The sequence below is a fragment of the Allobosea massiliensis genome, assembly GCF_042655245.1.
Taxonomy (GTDB): Bacteria; Pseudomonadota; Alphaproteobacteria; order Rhizobiales; family Beijerinckiaceae; genus Allobosea; species Allobosea massiliensis.
Genome location: NZ_JBHSLU010000127.1, coordinates 150029 through 165371, shown reverse-complemented (window position 1 = coordinate 165371; position 15343 = coordinate 150029). Strand labels below are relative to the sequence as shown.

14 protein-coding genes are annotated in these 15343 nt (G+C 67.1%); 5 read left to right on the top strand and 9 right to left on the bottom strand.

What is annotated here, in order from left to right:
* The first annotated feature begins 157 nt into the window (after positions 1-157).
* Entirely contained in the window at positions 158-1075 is a 918-nt protein-coding gene (locus ACFPN9_RS27635; RefSeq protein ID WP_068072428.1) for a TorF family putative porin, read from the top strand.
* A gap of 69 nt (positions 1076-1144) precedes the next feature.
* Here the strand turns inward: ACFPN9_RS27635 and ACFPN9_RS27630 are convergent, their stop codons facing one another.
* Positions 1145-1627: a MarR family winged helix-turn-helix transcriptional regulator gene (locus ACFPN9_RS27630; protein ID WP_066723090.1), complete on the bottom strand. Its 483-nt coding sequence runs from the start codon at positions 1625-1627 to the stop codon at positions 1145-1147.
* Positions 1628-1669: 42 nt separating this feature from the next.
* Here ACFPN9_RS27630 and ACFPN9_RS27625 point away from each other — a divergent pair, with 42 nt between their 5' ends.
* Positions 1670-2662 (top strand): alpha/beta fold hydrolase, encoded by a 993-nt coding sequence (locus ACFPN9_RS27625; RefSeq protein WP_066723092.1) that lies wholly within the window; start codon positions 1670-1672, stop codon positions 2660-2662.
* On the opposite strand, the gene hemH is transcribed toward ACFPN9_RS27625, so the two are convergent.
* Positions 2578-3642, bottom strand: a complete 1065-nt coding sequence (gene hemH, locus ACFPN9_RS27620; protein ID WP_066723094.1) for a ferrochelatase — start codon at positions 3640-3642, stop codon at positions 2578-2580. The two genes, ACFPN9_RS27625 and hemH, sit on opposite strands and share 85 nt — an antisense overlap.
* A gap of 226 nt (positions 3643-3868) precedes the next feature.
* Here hemH and ACFPN9_RS27615 point away from each other — a divergent pair, with 226 nt between their 5' ends.
* From ACFPN9_RS27615 to ACFPN9_RS27605, 3 genes are all read left to right on the top strand, one after another.
* On the top strand, positions 3869-5389 hold the full coding sequence (locus ACFPN9_RS27615; protein WP_066723096.1) for a bifunctional metallophosphatase/5'-nucleotidase: 1521 nt from the start codon (positions 3869-3871) through the stop codon (positions 5387-5389).
* Positions 5386-6084: a uracil-DNA glycosylase gene (gene ung / locus ACFPN9_RS27610; RefSeq protein ID WP_066723097.1), complete on the top strand. Its 699-nt coding sequence runs from the start codon at positions 5386-5388 to the stop codon at positions 6082-6084. The genes ACFPN9_RS27615 and ung overlap by 4 nt, the downstream gene beginning before the upstream one ends.
* A gap of 86 nt (positions 6085-6170) precedes the next feature.
* Positions 6171-6359: a hypothetical protein gene (locus ACFPN9_RS27605; protein WP_066723101.1), complete on the top strand. Its 189-nt coding sequence runs from the start codon at positions 6171-6173 to the stop codon at positions 6357-6359.
* A 16-nt stretch (positions 6360-6375) separates the two neighbouring features.
* Here the strand turns inward: ACFPN9_RS27605 and ACFPN9_RS27600 are convergent, their stop codons facing one another.
* The 7 genes from ACFPN9_RS27600 to ACFPN9_RS27570 all read right to left on the bottom strand — a co-directional run bounded on the left by ACFPN9_RS27600 (position 6376) and on the right by ACFPN9_RS27570 (position 15263).
* Positions 6376-7608 carry a phenylacetate--CoA ligase family protein gene (locus ACFPN9_RS27600; protein WP_066723103.1) on the bottom strand — a complete coding sequence of 411 codons (1233 nt, stop codon included), beginning with the start codon at positions 7606-7608 and terminating at the stop codon, positions 6376-6378.
* A gap of 112 nt (positions 7609-7720) precedes the next feature.
* On the bottom strand, positions 7721-8569 hold the full coding sequence (locus ACFPN9_RS27595) for an ABC transporter ATP-binding protein (RefSeq protein WP_066723105.1): 849 nt from the start codon (positions 8567-8569) through the stop codon (positions 7721-7723).
* Between the two features lie 117 nt (positions 8570-8686).
* A complete protein-coding gene (locus ACFPN9_RS27590; RefSeq protein ID WP_066723111.1) occupies positions 8687-10018 on the bottom strand; it encodes an ABC transporter substrate-binding protein in 1332 nt (443 codons plus the stop codon).
* 108 nt (positions 10019-10126) lie between these two features.
* Entirely contained in the window at positions 10127-11206 is a 1080-nt protein-coding gene (locus ACFPN9_RS27585) for a branched-chain amino acid ABC transporter permease (protein ID WP_066723115.1), read from the bottom strand.
* 10 nt (positions 11207-11216) lie between these two features.
* Positions 11217-12131, bottom strand: coding sequence for a branched-chain amino acid ABC transporter permease (locus ACFPN9_RS27580; RefSeq protein WP_066723177.1), 915 nt, complete (start codon positions 12129-12131; stop codon positions 11217-11219).
* 340 nt (positions 12132-12471) lie between these two features.
* Positions 12472-13257 (bottom strand): ABC transporter ATP-binding protein, encoded by a 786-nt coding sequence (locus ACFPN9_RS27575; protein ID WP_245282499.1) that lies wholly within the window; start codon positions 13255-13257, stop codon positions 12472-12474.
* A gap of 17 nt (positions 13258-13274) precedes the next feature.
* Positions 13275-15263, bottom strand: coding sequence for an AMP-dependent synthetase/ligase (locus ACFPN9_RS27570; protein WP_066723117.1), 1989 nt, complete (start codon positions 15261-15263; stop codon positions 13275-13277).
* Positions 15264-15343 lie beyond the last annotated feature (80 nt).

The following is a 15343-nucleotide window of genomic DNA, read 5'->3' as shown; positions in this document are numbered from 1 at the left end:
GACACCATCGGCCGCATCATCGACCTCTTCCCGCCCACCGAGTGCGCCAACTACTTCAGCGCGGCAGGGTACGACGCAACCTGATGGGATTCCGCTCTAGCGGCTTCATTGTGACGAAAACGCGCAAAAGGGCGCGTCGACGCGCACGGAGCAGATGATGGTCTTCGATTTCCTGAGGTCTTCGGTGGCGGGCCTGTCACTCTCCCTCGCCGCCTTCGCTGGCGCTGCGCAGGCGGCGGACCTGCCGAGCAAGAAGCTCGCGCCCGTCGCGCCGATCCCGCCGAGCATCACCTGGATCGACGCCGCCGTCAGCGTGAAAGCAATGACGGATTACAACTTCCGCGGCATTTCGCAGACCGACCGCAAGCCCGCCATCCAGGGTGGCGTCGAGCTGCAGTTCTACAACAACCTGGTCTATGCTGGCGTCTATGCCTCGAATCTCGATTTGGTGACCCGTCCGGACGCCGAGATCGACTTCTACGCCGGCATCCGTCCGAAGTTCGGCGACCTGACCTTCGATATCGGCATCTGGCAGTATTACTATCCCGGTGAGAAGCAGTTCATCTTCCCCGCCGGCGTGTTCTGGACGCCGAAGAACACCGATTATACCGAGGTCTACGGCAAGGTCTCCTACACCTACAAGGACAGCCTGACCGTCGGCGCCAACGTCTTCTACGCCTGGGACTGGCTCGGCACCGGCGCCACCGGCACCTACGCCTCGATCACCGCGAAATACGCCCTGCCCTTCCTTGAGGGCCTCTCGGTCTCCGGCGAATTCGGCCATTACTGGCTCGGTCGCACCAACCAGGCGATCTGGTCAACGACACCGCCGACCAACCTGCCCGACTATCTCTACTGGAACGCGGGCGTCTCCTACACCTACAAGAACCTGACGGCCGACCTCCGCTACCACGACACCAACCTGTCGAAGCGCGAATGCTTCCTGAACACCTCCGACCCGCGCGGCATCATCAGCGGCTCGGCCAGCTCGAAATGGTGCGGCCCGGCCGTCGTCGGCACGCTCTCCTTCGACATCACGGCGAGCAGCCTCGGCATCTTCGCCCCGGCGAAGTAGCCCGCCTCACCTAGTCTCTTCGGATGGGCCGCTCGCGAGAGCGGCCCTTTTTCGTGCCCATCGCCCAAACTAGCGGGCCATCGAGGCCGCGATCCGGCGCATCATCTCGCCGACGGCATCGCATTCGGCGTCGCTGAGGACGGTCATCATCGCCTCGAGCCGCTCGACATGGATCGCCATGGCGCGCTCGGTCAGCGCCTGCCCGTCCGGCGTCAGCCAGAGCCGGCGCAGCCGACGGTCCGACTCGTCCGCTCGCCGCTCGATCAGCCCGCGCCGTTCCAGCTCCGGCAGGAGCATGCTCATCGCGCTGCGCCCGACCAGCAGCTTCTCCGCCAGCGCCTGCTGCGTCAGGCCCGGGACATGGGCGATGTTGGCCAGCACGTCGTAATGCGCGACCTGGATGCCGAGCGGCGCCAGCGCCTCGCCGAACACCTTCTTCCAGAGCTGGTGCACGCGCGCGACGGCCAGCCAGTTGCGGAAGCGCGGCAGATCCCAGGGCCGCACGGGAGCCACCGGCCCCGGCGCCGCAGCCTCTTGCTTTTTGTTCACCATTGAACATACTCGTTCAGCATTGAACAAATCGAGGTCAGCGTCATGTCGGACTTGCTCCTGCGTCTCATGCGACCTCTGGCCCGCATCAGTGAGTCCCTGGCGCCGGGCCCGACCGGGCGGGTTGCCTTCCGCCTCTTCTGCACGCCGCCTCGCCCCAAGCAGGGCCGCCATCGCGCGGCCGCGGTCAAGACCCCTGCGGCACGGCTCGACGGCGGAACCGTGTTTTCGGTGCCCTTCCCCTGCGGCTCGATCACCGCGCATCGGTTCGAGTCCGCCCCGCGGTCGGATGGCGATGCGGCTCCTTGCGTCCTTCTGCTCCATGGTTGGACCGGGCGGGCGACGGCGATGAGCGGCTTCGTGCAACCGCTGCTCGATGCGGGCTTCAGGGTCGTCGCCTTCGATCTGCCGGGCCATGGCGCCTCGACCGGCACGACGCTGGATCTGCCCACGGGCGTCGCGAGTCTGGCGGCGGTGGCGCGCGCCGTCGGCCCGGTCGAGGCGATCGTCGCCCATTCCTTCGGCGGCTCGATCGCGCTGGCGGCGCTCGCGGGAACGCTGCCGGCGCAGCCGCGCGTCACCGCCAAGCGGCTGGTGCTGATCGCGCCGCCCTCCTCCATGCAGGAGGTCGCGCGCTGGTTCGCCGATCGCATCGGGCTCGGCCCGCGTGGCCTGCGGGCGCTGGAGGCGCGGATCCATGCGGTCGCAGGCGTGCCGGTCACCGCCTTCGCCGGCGCCGCCCAGTTGCAGCGTTACGGCGGGCCGACGCTGCTGCTGCATTGCCGGGACGACCGCGAGGTCCCCCTCGCCCATGCCCAGGCGCTGGCGGATGCCGGCCCCTTCGTCCGGCTCGAGGCCCAGAGCGGTCTCGGACACCGGCGCATCCTGACGGCGCCGCGCATCGCGGCGCTGGTCGCGGAGTTCGTGGCAGGCCGTGCGGAACCTGCGCCGGCTCAGACCCAGCCCATCAATTCGCGGCGCACCACGGCCTCGATCGCGTCGACGCCTTCGGGCGAATCGTTCAGGCAGGGCAGGTAGGCGAATTGCTGCCCGCCATTGTGCAGGAAGATCTCGCGGTTCTCGACGTCGAGCTCCTCGAGCGTCTCCAGGCAATCCGCCGAGAAGCCCGGCGCCACGATCGCCATCGACTTCACGCCCGACGAGGCCAGGCTCTTCACCGTCTCGTCGGTATAGGGCTTCAGCCACTCGTCGGGCCCGAAGCGGGACTGGAAGGTCATGCGGAAGCGCTCGCGGCTGTAGCCGAGTTCCTCGCGCAGCAGCCGCCAGGTCTTGGCGCAGTGGCAGTGATAGGGGTCGCCCTTCAGCAGGTAGTCCTTCGGCATGCCGTGGAAGGAGCAGAGGATGACCTCGGGGTCGAAATCGAGCTTCGCCAGCGAGGCGCGCATCGAATCGGCCAAGGCTTTGATGTAGGCCGGGTCGTCATGATAGGGCGGCGCCACGCGCACCGCAGGCTGCCAGCGCATCGTCATCAGCGCGCGGAAGGCCTGGTCGCAGGCGGTCGCCGAGGTCGGCGCCGCATATTGCGGGTAGAGCGGCACCATCAGGATGCGGTCGCAGCCCTGCGCCAGCAGCGCCTCCAGCCGGCTCTTCACATCCGGCAGGCCGTAGCGCATCGCCCAGTCGAAGACGAGCCGCTCGCCATGCTCGGCCGTGAGCCGCGCCGCCAACTGCTCGGTCTGCGAGCGGGTGATCGTCTTCAGCGGCCCCTCGTCGCGCTCATTGTTCCAGACCGAGGCGTAATCCTTGCCCTTGCGGCTCGGCCGCGTCGTCAGGATCACGAGGTTGAGCAGCGGCCACCACAGCCAGCGCGAGGTCTCGATGACGCGCCGGTCCGAGAGGAATTCCTTGAGATAGGCCCGCATCGGCCAATAGGTCGTACCTTCGGGCGTGCCGAGATTCATCAGCAGCACCCCGATGCGCCCGGTGCGGACCGGCGGATGGTCGGGCGGGAGCATCACGGCCCTCATATCGGCGGCCGGCTTGGTCTGGACTGTCATGATGCGGATGTCCTTCAGGCACCGGCCAGGGACCGGAAACGCGGCTTGCGGCGAAGCCCCTGCCGCAGCCGTGATTTAGACGAGTTACCAGTTTCGTCCAGTGTCACGCAAAGGGGTGCGACATCGCATGACGCCACGGCGGAGGCGGCAGGGCCCGTGGTTCCGCTGGTCAGCATGGCGCAGGCTTTGCTACTCTGGAGCTGTTCTCAAGCAGAGGCTCCCTCGCATGACCAAGCTCACCCGCCGCAACGCGCTCGGCGTCCTTGCCGCACCGGCCGCGCTCGCCGCCACCGCCCCGGCCGCGATCGCCCAGACCCCGGCGCCGGCCTTCACCCTGTTGCTGGTCAACGACATCTACAAGATGAGCGACGACAAGGGTCGCGGCGGCTTCGCCCGGGCGGCGGGCATCGCCAGGGCCGAGCGCGCCAAGGGCGTGCCGGTGCTCTTCTGTCACGCCGGCGACTGCTACTCGCCCTCGCTGATGTCGGGCTTCGACCAGGGCGCCCACATCGTCGCGATGCAGAACAAGATGGGGCTCGACGTCTTCGTGCCGGGCAATCACGAATTCGACTTCGGCAAGGAGAACTATCTCAAGCTCACCGCCGCCCAGACCTATCCGACCTTCGCCGCAAATCTGCGCGACGCCGCCGGCCAGCCTCTGCCCGGCCACAAGGACTCGCAGATCTTCGAACTCGGCGGCTTCAAGGTCGGCGTCATCGGCACCACTTACGACCCCACGCCCCAGATCTCGAACACCGGCGACCTGAAGTTTTCCTCCACCATGGAGGCGCTCCGCCGCGAGGCGAAGGTGCTGAAGAGCCAGGGCGCCGACATCCTCGTCGCCGTCGTCCATGCCGATCGCGCCATGGACAACGAGATCGTGCGCTCGCGCGTCGTCGACATCCTGCTCACCGGCCACGACCACGATCTCGCCATCGCCTATGACGGCAAGGTCGTGATGGTGGAGTCCAACGAGGAGGGCAACTACGTCACAGCCATCGACATCGCCGTCAGCGTGCGCGGCGAAGGCGCGGCCCGCCAGGTCTCCTGGACGCCGACCTTCCGCGTCAACGATTCCCGCGCGGCCACGCCCGACCCCGAAGTCGCCGCGCTGGTGAAGGGCTACGAATCCGAGCTATCCAAAGAGCTCGACATCGACGTCGCCGTGCTCGCCGCCCCGCTCGATTCCCGCACCGGCGTCATCCGCACGCAAGAGGCGGCGATGGGCAACCTGATCGCCGACGCGATCCGCGCCGCCACCGGCGCCAAGCTCGCCATCACCAATGCCGGCGGCATCCGCGCCAACAAGCAGTACCCGGCCGGGCACAAGCTGACCCGCCGCGACGTGCTGAGCGAACTGCCCTTCGGCAACGCGACGGTGATGGTCGAGATCACCGGCAAGGACGTCAAGGACGCGCTCGAGAACGGCCTTCGCGACGCGCCGCAGGGGGCCGGCCGCTTCCCGGTCATCTCCGGCTTCAAATTCGAGGCCGACCTCAAGCAGCCGCAGGGCTCGCGCGTGCTCTCGATCACCGTCGATGGCCAGCCGATCGACCCGGCCGGCAAATACACCGTCGCCTCGAACAACTTCATGCTGGAGGGCGGCGACGGCTACACCGCGCTCGGGCGCGGCAGGACGCTGATCGGCCTCACCGACGGCAAGCTGATGGCCAATGAGGTCATGGTCTATCTGCGCAAGCTCGGGACGATCGATGCCAAGGTCGAGGGACGGGTCGTCTTGAAGTGAGCTGCCTTGCGGCGCTCGCCGCCTTCCGGTCGCAGACCGGAGCGGCGGGCTGGGGTGCGCTGCCGGTCTTCGCCCCTGGCGGAGCGGCGGAGCAGGCATGTGCTGCCGCCGATGCCGAGCGCGCGGCCGGCCATGTCGTGGCGCCGGCACCGGAGCGCGTCTTCGCGGCGCTGTCTCTGACGCCGCTGGAGAGCGTCCGCGTCGTCATCCTGGGCCAGGATCCCTATCCGACGCCGGGCCACGCCAATGGCCTCGCCTTCTCCTATGTCGGCCCGCCGCCGCTGCCGCGCTCGCTGGTCAACATCTTCCGCGAACGCCAGGCCGACCTCGGACTCCCGCCGGCGCTCGATGGCGACCTGACACCCTGGGCCCGCCAGGGCGTGTTGCTGCTGAACACGGCGCTCACCGTGCGCGAGGGCGCCTCGAAGGCGGGCTCCCATCTGCTGCTCGGCTGGGGCGCGGTAACCGACGCGATCATCGCCGCCGTCTCCGCCGCGCGGCCCTCCGTCGTCTTCATCCTCTGGGGCAAGCCGGCCCAGACCAAGCGCGCGCTCATCGACGAGGGCCGCCACCATGTCCTGGAAAGCCCGCACCCCTCTCCGCTCTCGGCCAGCCGCGGCTTCTTCGGCTCCCGGCCCTTCTCCCGCGCCAATGCCTGGCTGGAGCGTCAGGGCGAGACACCGATCCGCTGGTAGACGGTCCTTCCGACGGCGGAACAACCGCGCGATCGGCGACGTTGCACCCGGGACGGCAGGGGATGTCGCACCTTCGGGAGGACGTCATGCGTCTGGATATCAAGGAATATGTCGCGATCGGCCTGATCGCGGTGATGATGCTCTCGCCGCTCGCGGCGGCGATGTTCGCCGCCGACGAGCCGGAATTGCAGCACAAGGCCCGCACCGATCTGATCCAGCCGGACCCCACCAAGCCGCCGACAGGCGCGCCGCCGCCGCCCGCGCCCCAGCAGTGAGCGGAGCAGCCCGGCGTCAGCCGACGGGCCGCTCGTCCGCGATCACCTTGCCGTCATTCGGCAGCGAGCCCAGCGGCAGGATTTCGACGGCGCCCCTGAGCTTCGTCACCTGTTGCAGGGTCGATGACATGGCATCGATCAGGCCCGCCGGCTGGGCGTAGATCTCCGCCTTCAGCGTCATCGTGTCGGCCTCGTTCGCACGCCCGACGACGAGGCGCAGCTTGTGCACCTCGCTGTGCCGCCGCGCGATCTCGGCGATCTGCTCGGGGCGCACGAACATGCCCTTGATCTTGGCGGTCTGGTCGGCGCGACCCATCCAGCCCTTGATCCGGGCATTGGTCCGTCCGCAGGCGCTTGTTCCCGGCATGAGCGCCGTGAGGTCGCCGACCGCGAGGCGGATTTGCGGGTGATGCGGGTCGAGATTGGTGACGACGATCTCCCCAACCTCTCCTTCCGCCACAGGATTGCCCGTGCCCGGCCGGACGATCTCGACGATCAGGTTCTCGTTCAGCACCATCCCCTCGCGGGCCGACGTCTCATAGGCGATGATGCCGACATCCGCGGTCGCGTAGAGCTGGTAGGCGTCGATCCCGCGCTCGCGCACCCAGGCCTGCAGCGAGGGCGGGAAGGCCGCGCCCGACACGACCGCGCGCTTGATGCAGGAGATGTCGATGCCGCGGCTCTCGGCGGCCTCGACCAGGATCTTCAGAAAGTCGGGTGTGCCGGCGTAAGCCGTCGGCCGGTAGGCGGCGATCACCTCCATCTGCTGCTCGGTGTTGCCCGGTCCGGCCGGGATGACGGCGCAGCCCAGGGCGCGCGCGCCGGAATCCATGATGAAGCCGCCCGGCGTCAAATGATAGCCGAAGGTGTTGAGCACGATGTCGCCGGGCCGGAAGCCGGCGGCGAAGAGTCCGCGTGCCGCGCCCCATGGATCGATCCCCGCCCCCTCCGGCTCGAAGATCGGCCCGGGCGAGGTGAACAGCCGGCCGAAGCCGCCCGGCGCTGCCGGCACGAAGCCGCCGAAGGGCCAGGCCTCCTTCTGCAGCGCCGGCAACTCCGCCTTGCGCAGCACCGGCAGCGTCGAGAGCGCGTTCCGGTCCGTGATCGCGCCGGGGTCGATGGGGCCGAGATGCCGCGCATAGGCGGGCGCCTGCAGCGCCGCCGCCAGCACGGCGGGCAGCCGCGCGAACAGATCCGCCTCGCGGGCGTCGGGAGAGCGGGTTTCGAGAGCGTCGTGATGCTCGGTCATCGGCTTCGTCCTCGGGACATCTCGCAACCTTCATCCAGGGTCATCCCGGACAAGCCGCGCAGCGGCGCCGATCCAGGATGACGGCGCAAGTGCCATCCCGGTTCGGCAGGCCTCACGACAGCCACCGCTTGCGGCGCTTGTAGCTCTTCACCTCGCGGAAGGACTTCTTGTCGCCCTCGGAAACGCCGAGATAGAACTCCTTCACATCCTCGTTCTCGCGCAGCATTTTTGCCTCGCCGTCCATGACGATGCGACCCGTCTCCATGATGTAGCCATAGGTCGCATAGCGCAGGGCCATGTTGGTGTTCTGCTCGGCGACGAGGAAGGAGACGCCCTCCTCCGTGTTGAGGCGGCGCACGATCTCGAAGATCTCCTCGACGATCTGCGGCGCCAGCCCCATCGAGGGCTCGTCGAGCAGGATCATCTTGGGCTTCGACATCATCGCCCGGCCGACCGCGCACATCTGCTGCTCGCCGCCCGAGGTGTAGCCGGCCTGCGAATTGCGCCGCTGCTTCAGCCGGGGGAACAGCTCGTAGATCTTCTCGAGGTCGCGCTTGATTGCGGCGTTGCCGTCCCGGCGGGTGAAGGCGCCGGTCAGCAGGTTTTCCTCGATCGAGAGATGGCCGAAGCAGTGGCGCCCCTCCATCACCTGAATGCAGCCGCGCCGCACCAGCTCGTTCGGCGACATCCTGTCGACGCGCTCGCCCTCGAAGGTGATCGAGCCCTTGGTGACCTCGCCGCGCTCGGCCTTGAGCAGGTTCGAGATCGCCTTCAGCGTCGTCGTCTTGCCGGCGCCATTGGCGCCGAGGATCGCGACGATGCCCTGGCGCGGCACCTGCAGCGACACCCCCTTCAGCACGAGGATGACGTGGTCGTAGATGACCTCGATGTTGTTCAGCGACAGGATCGTGTCGGCTGCGGGGGCCGCGGCGGTCGGCTGGGCGAGGGTGGCGGTGGACATGTCGGTCTCCCGGCGGCGGCCAGAATGCTGGCCTGGACAAGCCCCGCCCCATCCCGGCCCGAAACCGGCATGACGGCGAGGAGGCGGCGGCCGGATCGCTCCGGCCGCCGCTTCAGCTCACGACGACTTCTCGCAGGACTCCGTCCGCTTCGGCCAGTTGCCGGCCTTTTCGGTGTAGTCCTTGGCCGCGGCCTCGATCAGCGGCCGGACCTCTTCCTTCATCGGCTCGAGCCAGTCGCCCTTCTTGGTCCATTTCGTGCCGTCCCACTCGGCCACATAGGCCTTGCTGTGGCCGGAATGGTCGGTGCAGGAGATCGTGGTCGGCGTGGCGAAGCCTTCCATGCCGATCTCCTTCAGACGCGCCTCGGTGATGTTCAGCGCTTCGAGGCCACGGCGCATGTCCTCGCCGTTGATGACCTTCTTGCCGGTGATGCGCTGCGCGTTGCGGATGCCCTCGACCAGCAGCATCGAGTTGTAGACGCCGCGGTTGTAGAGGTTCTCGCCGACCTTCTCCTTCGGCGCGAGGCTCTTGCCCTTGTCGACGACGTACTTCTGGATGTCCTGGATCACCGGAAAGTTGGTGCCGGCCGCATTCAGGTTGAGCGACTTGTAGCCCTTCGCCTCCGGCCCGCCGGCGCGCGCGTCGTCGTCACCGCCCGCCCACCAGACGCCGACCAGCTTGTTGATCGGGAAGTTGTTCTTGATCGCCTCCTTCACCGCGGTCGGGTTCATCGCGCCCCAGCCCTGGTTGTAGAGGTAGTCCGGCCGGTCACGCCGGATCGAGAGCCAGAGCGAGCCCTGGTTCTGCATGTCGGCGGCGGCGACCGGGTAGAGCTTGACCTCGAAGCCGTACTTCTTGGCGAGGTTCTCGAGCACCGGGATCGGCTCCTTGCCGAAGGGCGCGTCGAGATGGATCAGGCCGAGCTTCTTGCCCTTGAGCTTGTCCATGCCGCCGAGTTCGGCCGCCATATGCTTCACCATCAGCGAAGCACCGTCCCAATAGGTGAAGGGCGGGATGAAGACCCAGGGGAAAGAGTTGCCGTCGGCCGAGGCCGAGAGGCCATAGGCCATCGAGAGGATCGGGATCTTGTCGATATGGGCGCGCGGGATCGCCGCCAGTGTCGCGCCCGTCGACCAGGGCGAATAGACGACCGTGTTCTTCGCCTTCGCCTGCTCGTAGCACTCGATCGACTTCTTGGTGTCGTAGCCGGTCTCGCACTCCTCATAGACGATTCTGACGCCGTTCACGCCGCCGTCGCGCTCGTTGATCATCGTCATGTAGTCGCGCATGCCGTCGCCGATCGGGATGCCCGAGCCGGCGAAGGGCCCGGTGCGATAGGCGTTGTTGGAGACGTAGATCGTCTCCTGCGCGGCGGCAGGAGCCGCGAAGCCGGCGGCGGCCAGCAAGGCGCCGATCGCCGCGCCCTTCATCAGATGCTGTGTCTTCATCGGTCGTCCTCCGTTCGTTTCCCTCCGGCGGTGGCGTCGAGACCCCGCCGGTCGTCTTTGCGCCCGCATCCTTGAAGGCCGATGCGGGTCGTCGTCCGGTCCGATCCCTCAATAGGGGAACGGCCATGTCCGCAGTTTCTGCTTCCCGATCTGCCAGAGCCGCGCGAGCCCGTGCGGCTCGACGATCAGGAAGAGGATGATCAGCCCGCCGATCAGCATGAAGGTGACGTGCTCGGCGGTGGCGCCCGCCATGGGCACGCCCAACGCCGGCAGGCCGAACTTCATCGCCGTCGGCAGGATCGAGAGGAAGGCGGCGCCGAAGAAGGAGCCGATCAACGAGCCCAGCCCGCCGATGATGACCATGAACAGGATGTTGAAGGACAGGCGGATCGAGAACGCGTCCGCCGCTTCGCCGCCGCCATACCAGAGGAAGATCATCATCGCGCCGGCGACGCCGGCATAGAAGGACGAGACTGCGAAGGCGAGCAGTTTGGCGTTGAGCAGCTTGATGCCCATCAGCTCGGCCGCGATGTCCATGTCGCGCACCGCCATCCAGGAGCGGCCGATCCGGCCATGCACGAGATTGGAGGCGAACCAGGTCAGCACCACGACGAGGCCGAGGCAGACGAAATAGCGCGTCTCCGGCGCGGCCAGCGCGCCCGTGACCGGCACGCCGAAAACCAGGCGCTGCGGCACCTCGATCGCGCCCGAGGCGTTGTAGTTGTAGAGCCAGGGCACCCGCACGAAGGCCCATTGCAGGAAGAACTGCGCGGCAAGCGTCGCCACCGCGAGATAGAAGCCCTTGATCCGCAGCGAGGGCAGCCCGAACAGCACCCCGATCGCCGCCGAGAACAGGCCCGAGACCAGGATCAGGACGATGATGTTCACGTCCGGGAAATACGTCGTCAGCTTGTAGCAGGCATAGGCGCCCACACCCATGAAGGCGGCCGTGCCCAGCGAGATCAGCCCGGTATAGCCGGTGAGGATGTTCAGGCCGATCGCCGCCATTGAGAAGACGAGGAAGGGGATCATCACCGAGGTGATGAAGAAGTCGTCCCCGAAATAAGGGATCACGACGAAGGCGATGGCGAGAATGATCGCCAGGCCGATCCGGTCCTGCCGGATCGGGAACACGGCCATGTCGGCCTGGTAGGTGGATTTGAACTGGCCGGCCTCGCGGTAGAACATGTCCCGGCCCTCAAATCCGCTCGATGATCTTGTCGCCGAACAGGCCCTGCGGCCGGAACAGCAGGAAGCCCAGCGCGATGAAATAGGCGAGCCAGCTCTCGATGCCGCCGCCGATCAGCGGGCCCCAGTAGAACTCGCCCAGCTTCTCGCCGATGCCGATGATCAGCCCGCCGATGATCGCGCCGGGGATCGAGGTGAAGCCGCCGAGGATTAGCACCGGCAGCGCCTTCAGCGCCACGATCTCGAGCGCGAAGGACACGTCCGAGCGCGCGCCCCACATGATGCCGGTGATCAGCGCGACGATGCCGGCCGTGAACCAGACGATGACCCAGATCTGGTTCAGCGAGATGCCGACCGAGAGCGCCGCCTTGTGGCTGTCGGCGACCGCCCGCAGCGCCCGGCCGATGCGGGTGTACTGGAAGAACAGCGCCAGCACCGCGATCATGACAGAGGCGATGATCGCCGCCGCGATGTCGATCTTCTGCAGGGACACAAAGCCGCCGAGGATCTTCAGATCGACAGAGCCGCGCGGCAGGTAGAGCTGCTCGGTGATCATCTGCTTGGGATTGCCGCCGAAGACGGACTCACCCAGCCCGATCAGGAAATACGTGATCCCGAAGGTCGCCATGAACAGGATGATATCGGGCTGGTTCACCAGCGGCCGCAGCACCACGCGCTCGATCGCCACCGCCAGCACGAACATCACGCCCAGCGTCAGGATCACGGCCAGGAAGGCCGGCACGCCCATCTCGTAGAGCCCGACCAGCGTCAGCGCCGAGAACACCACCATGATGCCCTGGGCGAAGTTGAAGACGCCGGACGCCTTGAAGATCAGCACGAAGCCGAGCGCGATCAGCGCGTAGAGCACGCCGGAGACCAGCCCCTCCCAGACGGTCTGGACCAGCAGGTCGGGCGCCGAGACCATCTGCTGGAAGGGGTCGATGAAGATCTTGTAGAGCGTGCCCGAACCATCGAGGCGCGCACCCAGAATGGCGGCCGCGACGATCGCGGCCAGGATCAGGGCGGCCTTGACCCAGCCATTGGCGAGAAGGTTCGGCGCGGGCCGTGCGGCGACGTCGCTCATGAGTTCGACCCCTTGCCCCTTGGACCAACCGCGCCGTCATCCCGGACAAGCCACGAAGTGGCACCGATCCGGGATCCATTCCAGAGCCTCTCCGGAAGTGCTCCGGAATGGACCCCGGGTCTGCGCTTCGCTCCGCCCGGGATGACGGCGCGGGTGGACAGACGTGGCTGAGCGATACCCATCAATGCGCCACTCCCAGATAGGCATCGATCACCTTCTGGTCGGCCTTGACCTCGGCCGGCGTGCCGTCGGCGATCTTGCGGCCGTATTCGAGGACGACGACGCGGTCGGACAGGTCCATGACCACGCCCATATCGTGTTCGATCAGGGCGATCGTCGTGCCGAACTGCTGGTTCACGTCGAGGATGAAGCGGCACATATCCTCCTTCTCCTCGAGGTTCATGCCCGCCATCGGCTCGTCCAGCAGCAGCAGGTCGGGCTCCATCGCCAGCGCCCGGCCGAGCTCGACGCGCTTCTGCAGGCCGTAGGGCAACTTGCCGACCGGCAGCTTGCGGATGTGCTCGATCTGCAGGAAGTCGATGATGTCCTCGACGACCTTGCGATGCTCGATCTCCTCGCTCATCGCCGGCCCGTGCCGCAGCGCCTGCCAGAAGAAGCCGCGCTTCATCTTCAGCGTGCGCCCGGTCATGATGTTGTCGAGCGTCGACATGCCCTTGAACAGGGCGACGTTCTGGAAGGTGCGTGCGATGCCGGCCGCGGCCGCGCGATGCGGCCGCATCTTGTGGCGGCGCTCGCCCTTGAAGGTGATCTGCCCTTCCTGCGGCTGATAGAACCCGTTGATGCAGTTGAGCATCGAGGTCTTGCCGGCGCCGTTGGGGCCAATGATCGCGCGCACTTCGCCCTTGCGGATGTCGAAGGAGACATCCGTGATCGCCTTCACCCCGCCGAAGCGCAACGACACGTTCTCGACCGAGAGCAGCACCTCGCGCACGGGCGCACCCGTCATGGTCATCGGTTCCGCATTCATGCCGCGGCCCTCGCCGGTGCTGGCCGATCAGTGGCGGTCGAGGGATAGATCGTCGCGTCGCGCACCTTGACCCGGGCCGAGATCACGCCCTTGCGGCCATCCTCGAAGGTGACTTCGGTGGAGATGTCCGCCTCCTGCGAGCCGTCATAGAGCGCGTTGACGAGCGGTGCGTAGCGATCGGCGATGAAGCCGCGCCGGACCTTCTGCGTCCGCGTCAGCTCGCCATCGTCGGCGTCGAGCTCCTTGTGCAGGATCAGGAAGCGCTTGATCTGCGCGCCGCCCATCAGCGGCTCGGCCGCGAGCGAGCGGTTCACCTCGTCCACATGGCTCGCGATCATGTCATAGACCAGATCGTGCCCGGCGAGCTCCTGATAGGAGGCGTAGACGACGTTGTTGCGTTCGGCCCAGTTGCCCACCGCCGTGAGGTCGATGTTCACCGCCACGGTGGCGTAGTCGCGGTCCTGCCCGAAGGCGACCGCCTCCTTGATGTTGGGGAAGAACTTCAGCTTGTTCTCGATGTATTTCGGCGGGAACAGCTCGCCGGTCCGGAGCTTGCCGACATCCTTGGCCCGGTCGATGATCTTGAGATGGCCTTCCTCGTCGAAGAAGCCGGCATCGCCGGAGCGGACATAGCCGTCCGCCGTCATCGTCTCGGCGGTCTTCTCGGGGTCCTTGTAGTAGCCGCCGAAGATCGAGGGCGAGCGGTAGAGCACCTCGCCATTGTCGTCGATCCGGATCTCGACCAGCGGCGCCGGCCGCCCGACCGTGTCGGCGCGGATCTCGCCATTGGGCTGCATGGTGATGTAGACGCCGGCTTCCGTCTGTCCGTAGAGCTGCTTCAGGTTGACGCCGATCGAGCGGTAGAAGCGGAACAGCTCCGGGCCGATCGCCTCGCCGGCCGTGTAGCCGACCTTGATCCGCGTCAGGCCGAAACGGTTGCGCAGGGGGCCGTAGACCAGCACGTCGCCGAGCCCGTAGAGCAGCCGCGCGCCCAGCGGCACGCTCTCGCCGTTCAGGATCTTCTCGCCATGCTCCTTGGCCACGCCGAGGAAGTAGTGGAACATCTTCCGCTTCAGCGCGCCGGCATCCTCCATCCGCACCATGGTCAGGGTCAGCATCGTCTCGAAGACGCGCGGCGGCGCGAAGGCATAGGTGGTGCCGACCTCGCGGCGGTCTTCGATCACCGTCTCCGGCCCTTCCGGGCAGTTGACGCAGAAGCCGGCGACGATCGCCTGTGCATAGGAGAAAATGTGGTCGCCGACCCAGGCGATCGGCAGATAGGCGATGATCTCGTCGCTCTCGTTCAGCCCGTCGAACTGGCAGCCGATCTCGGCCGCCGCGATCACGTTGGTATGGCTGAGCATCACGCCCTTGGGGCGCCCGGTCGTGCCGGAGGTGTAGAGGATGATGCCGAGATCGGCGCCCGAGCCGGCCTGCATCTCGCGCTCGAGTGCCGGCGCCGCCTCTGCGCTGTTGGCGAGGTCCTTCAGCCCGCTGGCGATCACCTCGTCGATCGGATGCAGCGTGCTGTGGTCGTAGTCGCGCAAGCCACGCGGCTCGTCATAGAGCATATGCCTCAGGCTCGGCAGGCGCTCGGCGATGGAGAGGATCTTGTCGACCTGCTCCTGGTCCTGCACCACGGCGAACACCGCCTCGGCATGGTCCAGCACATAGGCCATCTCGTCGGCGACGCTGTCGGCGTAGACCGGCACCGGCACGGCGCCCAGCCATTGCGCCGCCGCCATCGCCCAATAGAGCCGCGGCCGATTGTAGCCGACGATCGCGACCTTCTCGCCGCGCTTCAGCCCGAGCGCCTGCAGGCCCCGCGCGAAGCCGCGGACCTGCTCGGTGACCTCGGCCCAGGTCCAGGATTGCCAGATGCCGAGGTCCTTGTGGCGGAACGCGACGCGCCCGCCCCGCTCGCGCGCATTGCGCAGCAGCAATTTCGGAAAGGTATCCGCCTGGCCGGCGCTCGCGCTTGCCATCGTCCGTCTCCACCCTGAGCAGGCCGGCGTACATTGCACCGGCCTTCGTTCGGGCCGCTTTCGGCCTCGTTGGATGCAAG

Excerpts from the sequence above, each read along its gene's own strand:
- ACFPN9_RS27635 (WP_068072428.1), top strand. The coding sequence starts at position 158 with ATGGTCTTCGATTTCCTGAGGTCTTCGGTGGCGGGCCTGTCACTCTCC.
- ACFPN9_RS27630 (WP_066723090.1), bottom strand. The coding sequence starts at position 1,627 with ATGGTGAACAAAAAGCAAGAGGCTGCGGCGCCGGGGCCGGTGGCTCCC.
- ACFPN9_RS27625 (WP_066723092.1), top strand. The coding sequence starts at position 1,670 with ATGTCGGACTTGCTCCTGCGTCTCATGCGACCTCTGGCCCGCATCAGT.
- hemH (WP_066723094.1), bottom strand. The coding sequence starts at position 3,642 with ATGACAGTCCAGACCAAGCCGGCCGCCGATATGAGGGCCGTGATGCTC.
- ACFPN9_RS27615 (WP_066723096.1), top strand. The coding sequence starts at position 3,869 with ATGACCAAGCTCACCCGCCGCAACGCGCTCGGCGTCCTTGCCGCACCG.
- ACFPN9_RS27605 (WP_066723101.1), top strand. The coding sequence starts at position 6,171 with ATGCGTCTGGATATCAAGGAATATGTCGCGATCGGCCTGATCGCGGTG.
- ACFPN9_RS27600 (WP_066723103.1), bottom strand. The coding sequence starts at position 7,608 with ATGACCGAGCATCACGACGCTCTCGAAACCCGCTCTCCCGACGCCCGC.
- ACFPN9_RS27595 (WP_066723105.1), bottom strand. The coding sequence starts at position 8,569 with ATGTCCACCGCCACCCTCGCCCAGCCGACCGCCGCGGCCCCCGCAGCC.
- ACFPN9_RS27590 (WP_066723111.1), bottom strand. The coding sequence starts at position 10,018 with ATGAAGACACAGCATCTGATGAAGGGCGCGGCGATCGGCGCCTTGCTG.
- ACFPN9_RS27585 (WP_066723115.1), bottom strand. The coding sequence starts at position 11,206 with ATGTTCTACCGCGAGGCCGGCCAGTTCAAATCCACCTACCAGGCCGAC.
- ACFPN9_RS27580 (WP_066723177.1), bottom strand. The coding sequence starts at position 12,131 with ATGGTCTCGGCGCCCGACCTGCTGGTCCAGACCGTCTGGGAGGGGCTG.
- ACFPN9_RS27575 (WP_245282499.1), bottom strand. The coding sequence starts at position 13,257 with ATGACGGGTGCGCCCGTGCGCGAGGTGCTGCTCTCGGTCGAGAACGTG.
- ACFPN9_RS27570 (WP_066723117.1), bottom strand. The coding sequence starts at position 15,263 with ATGGCAAGCGCGAGCGCCGGCCAGGCGGATACCTTTCCGAAATTGCTG.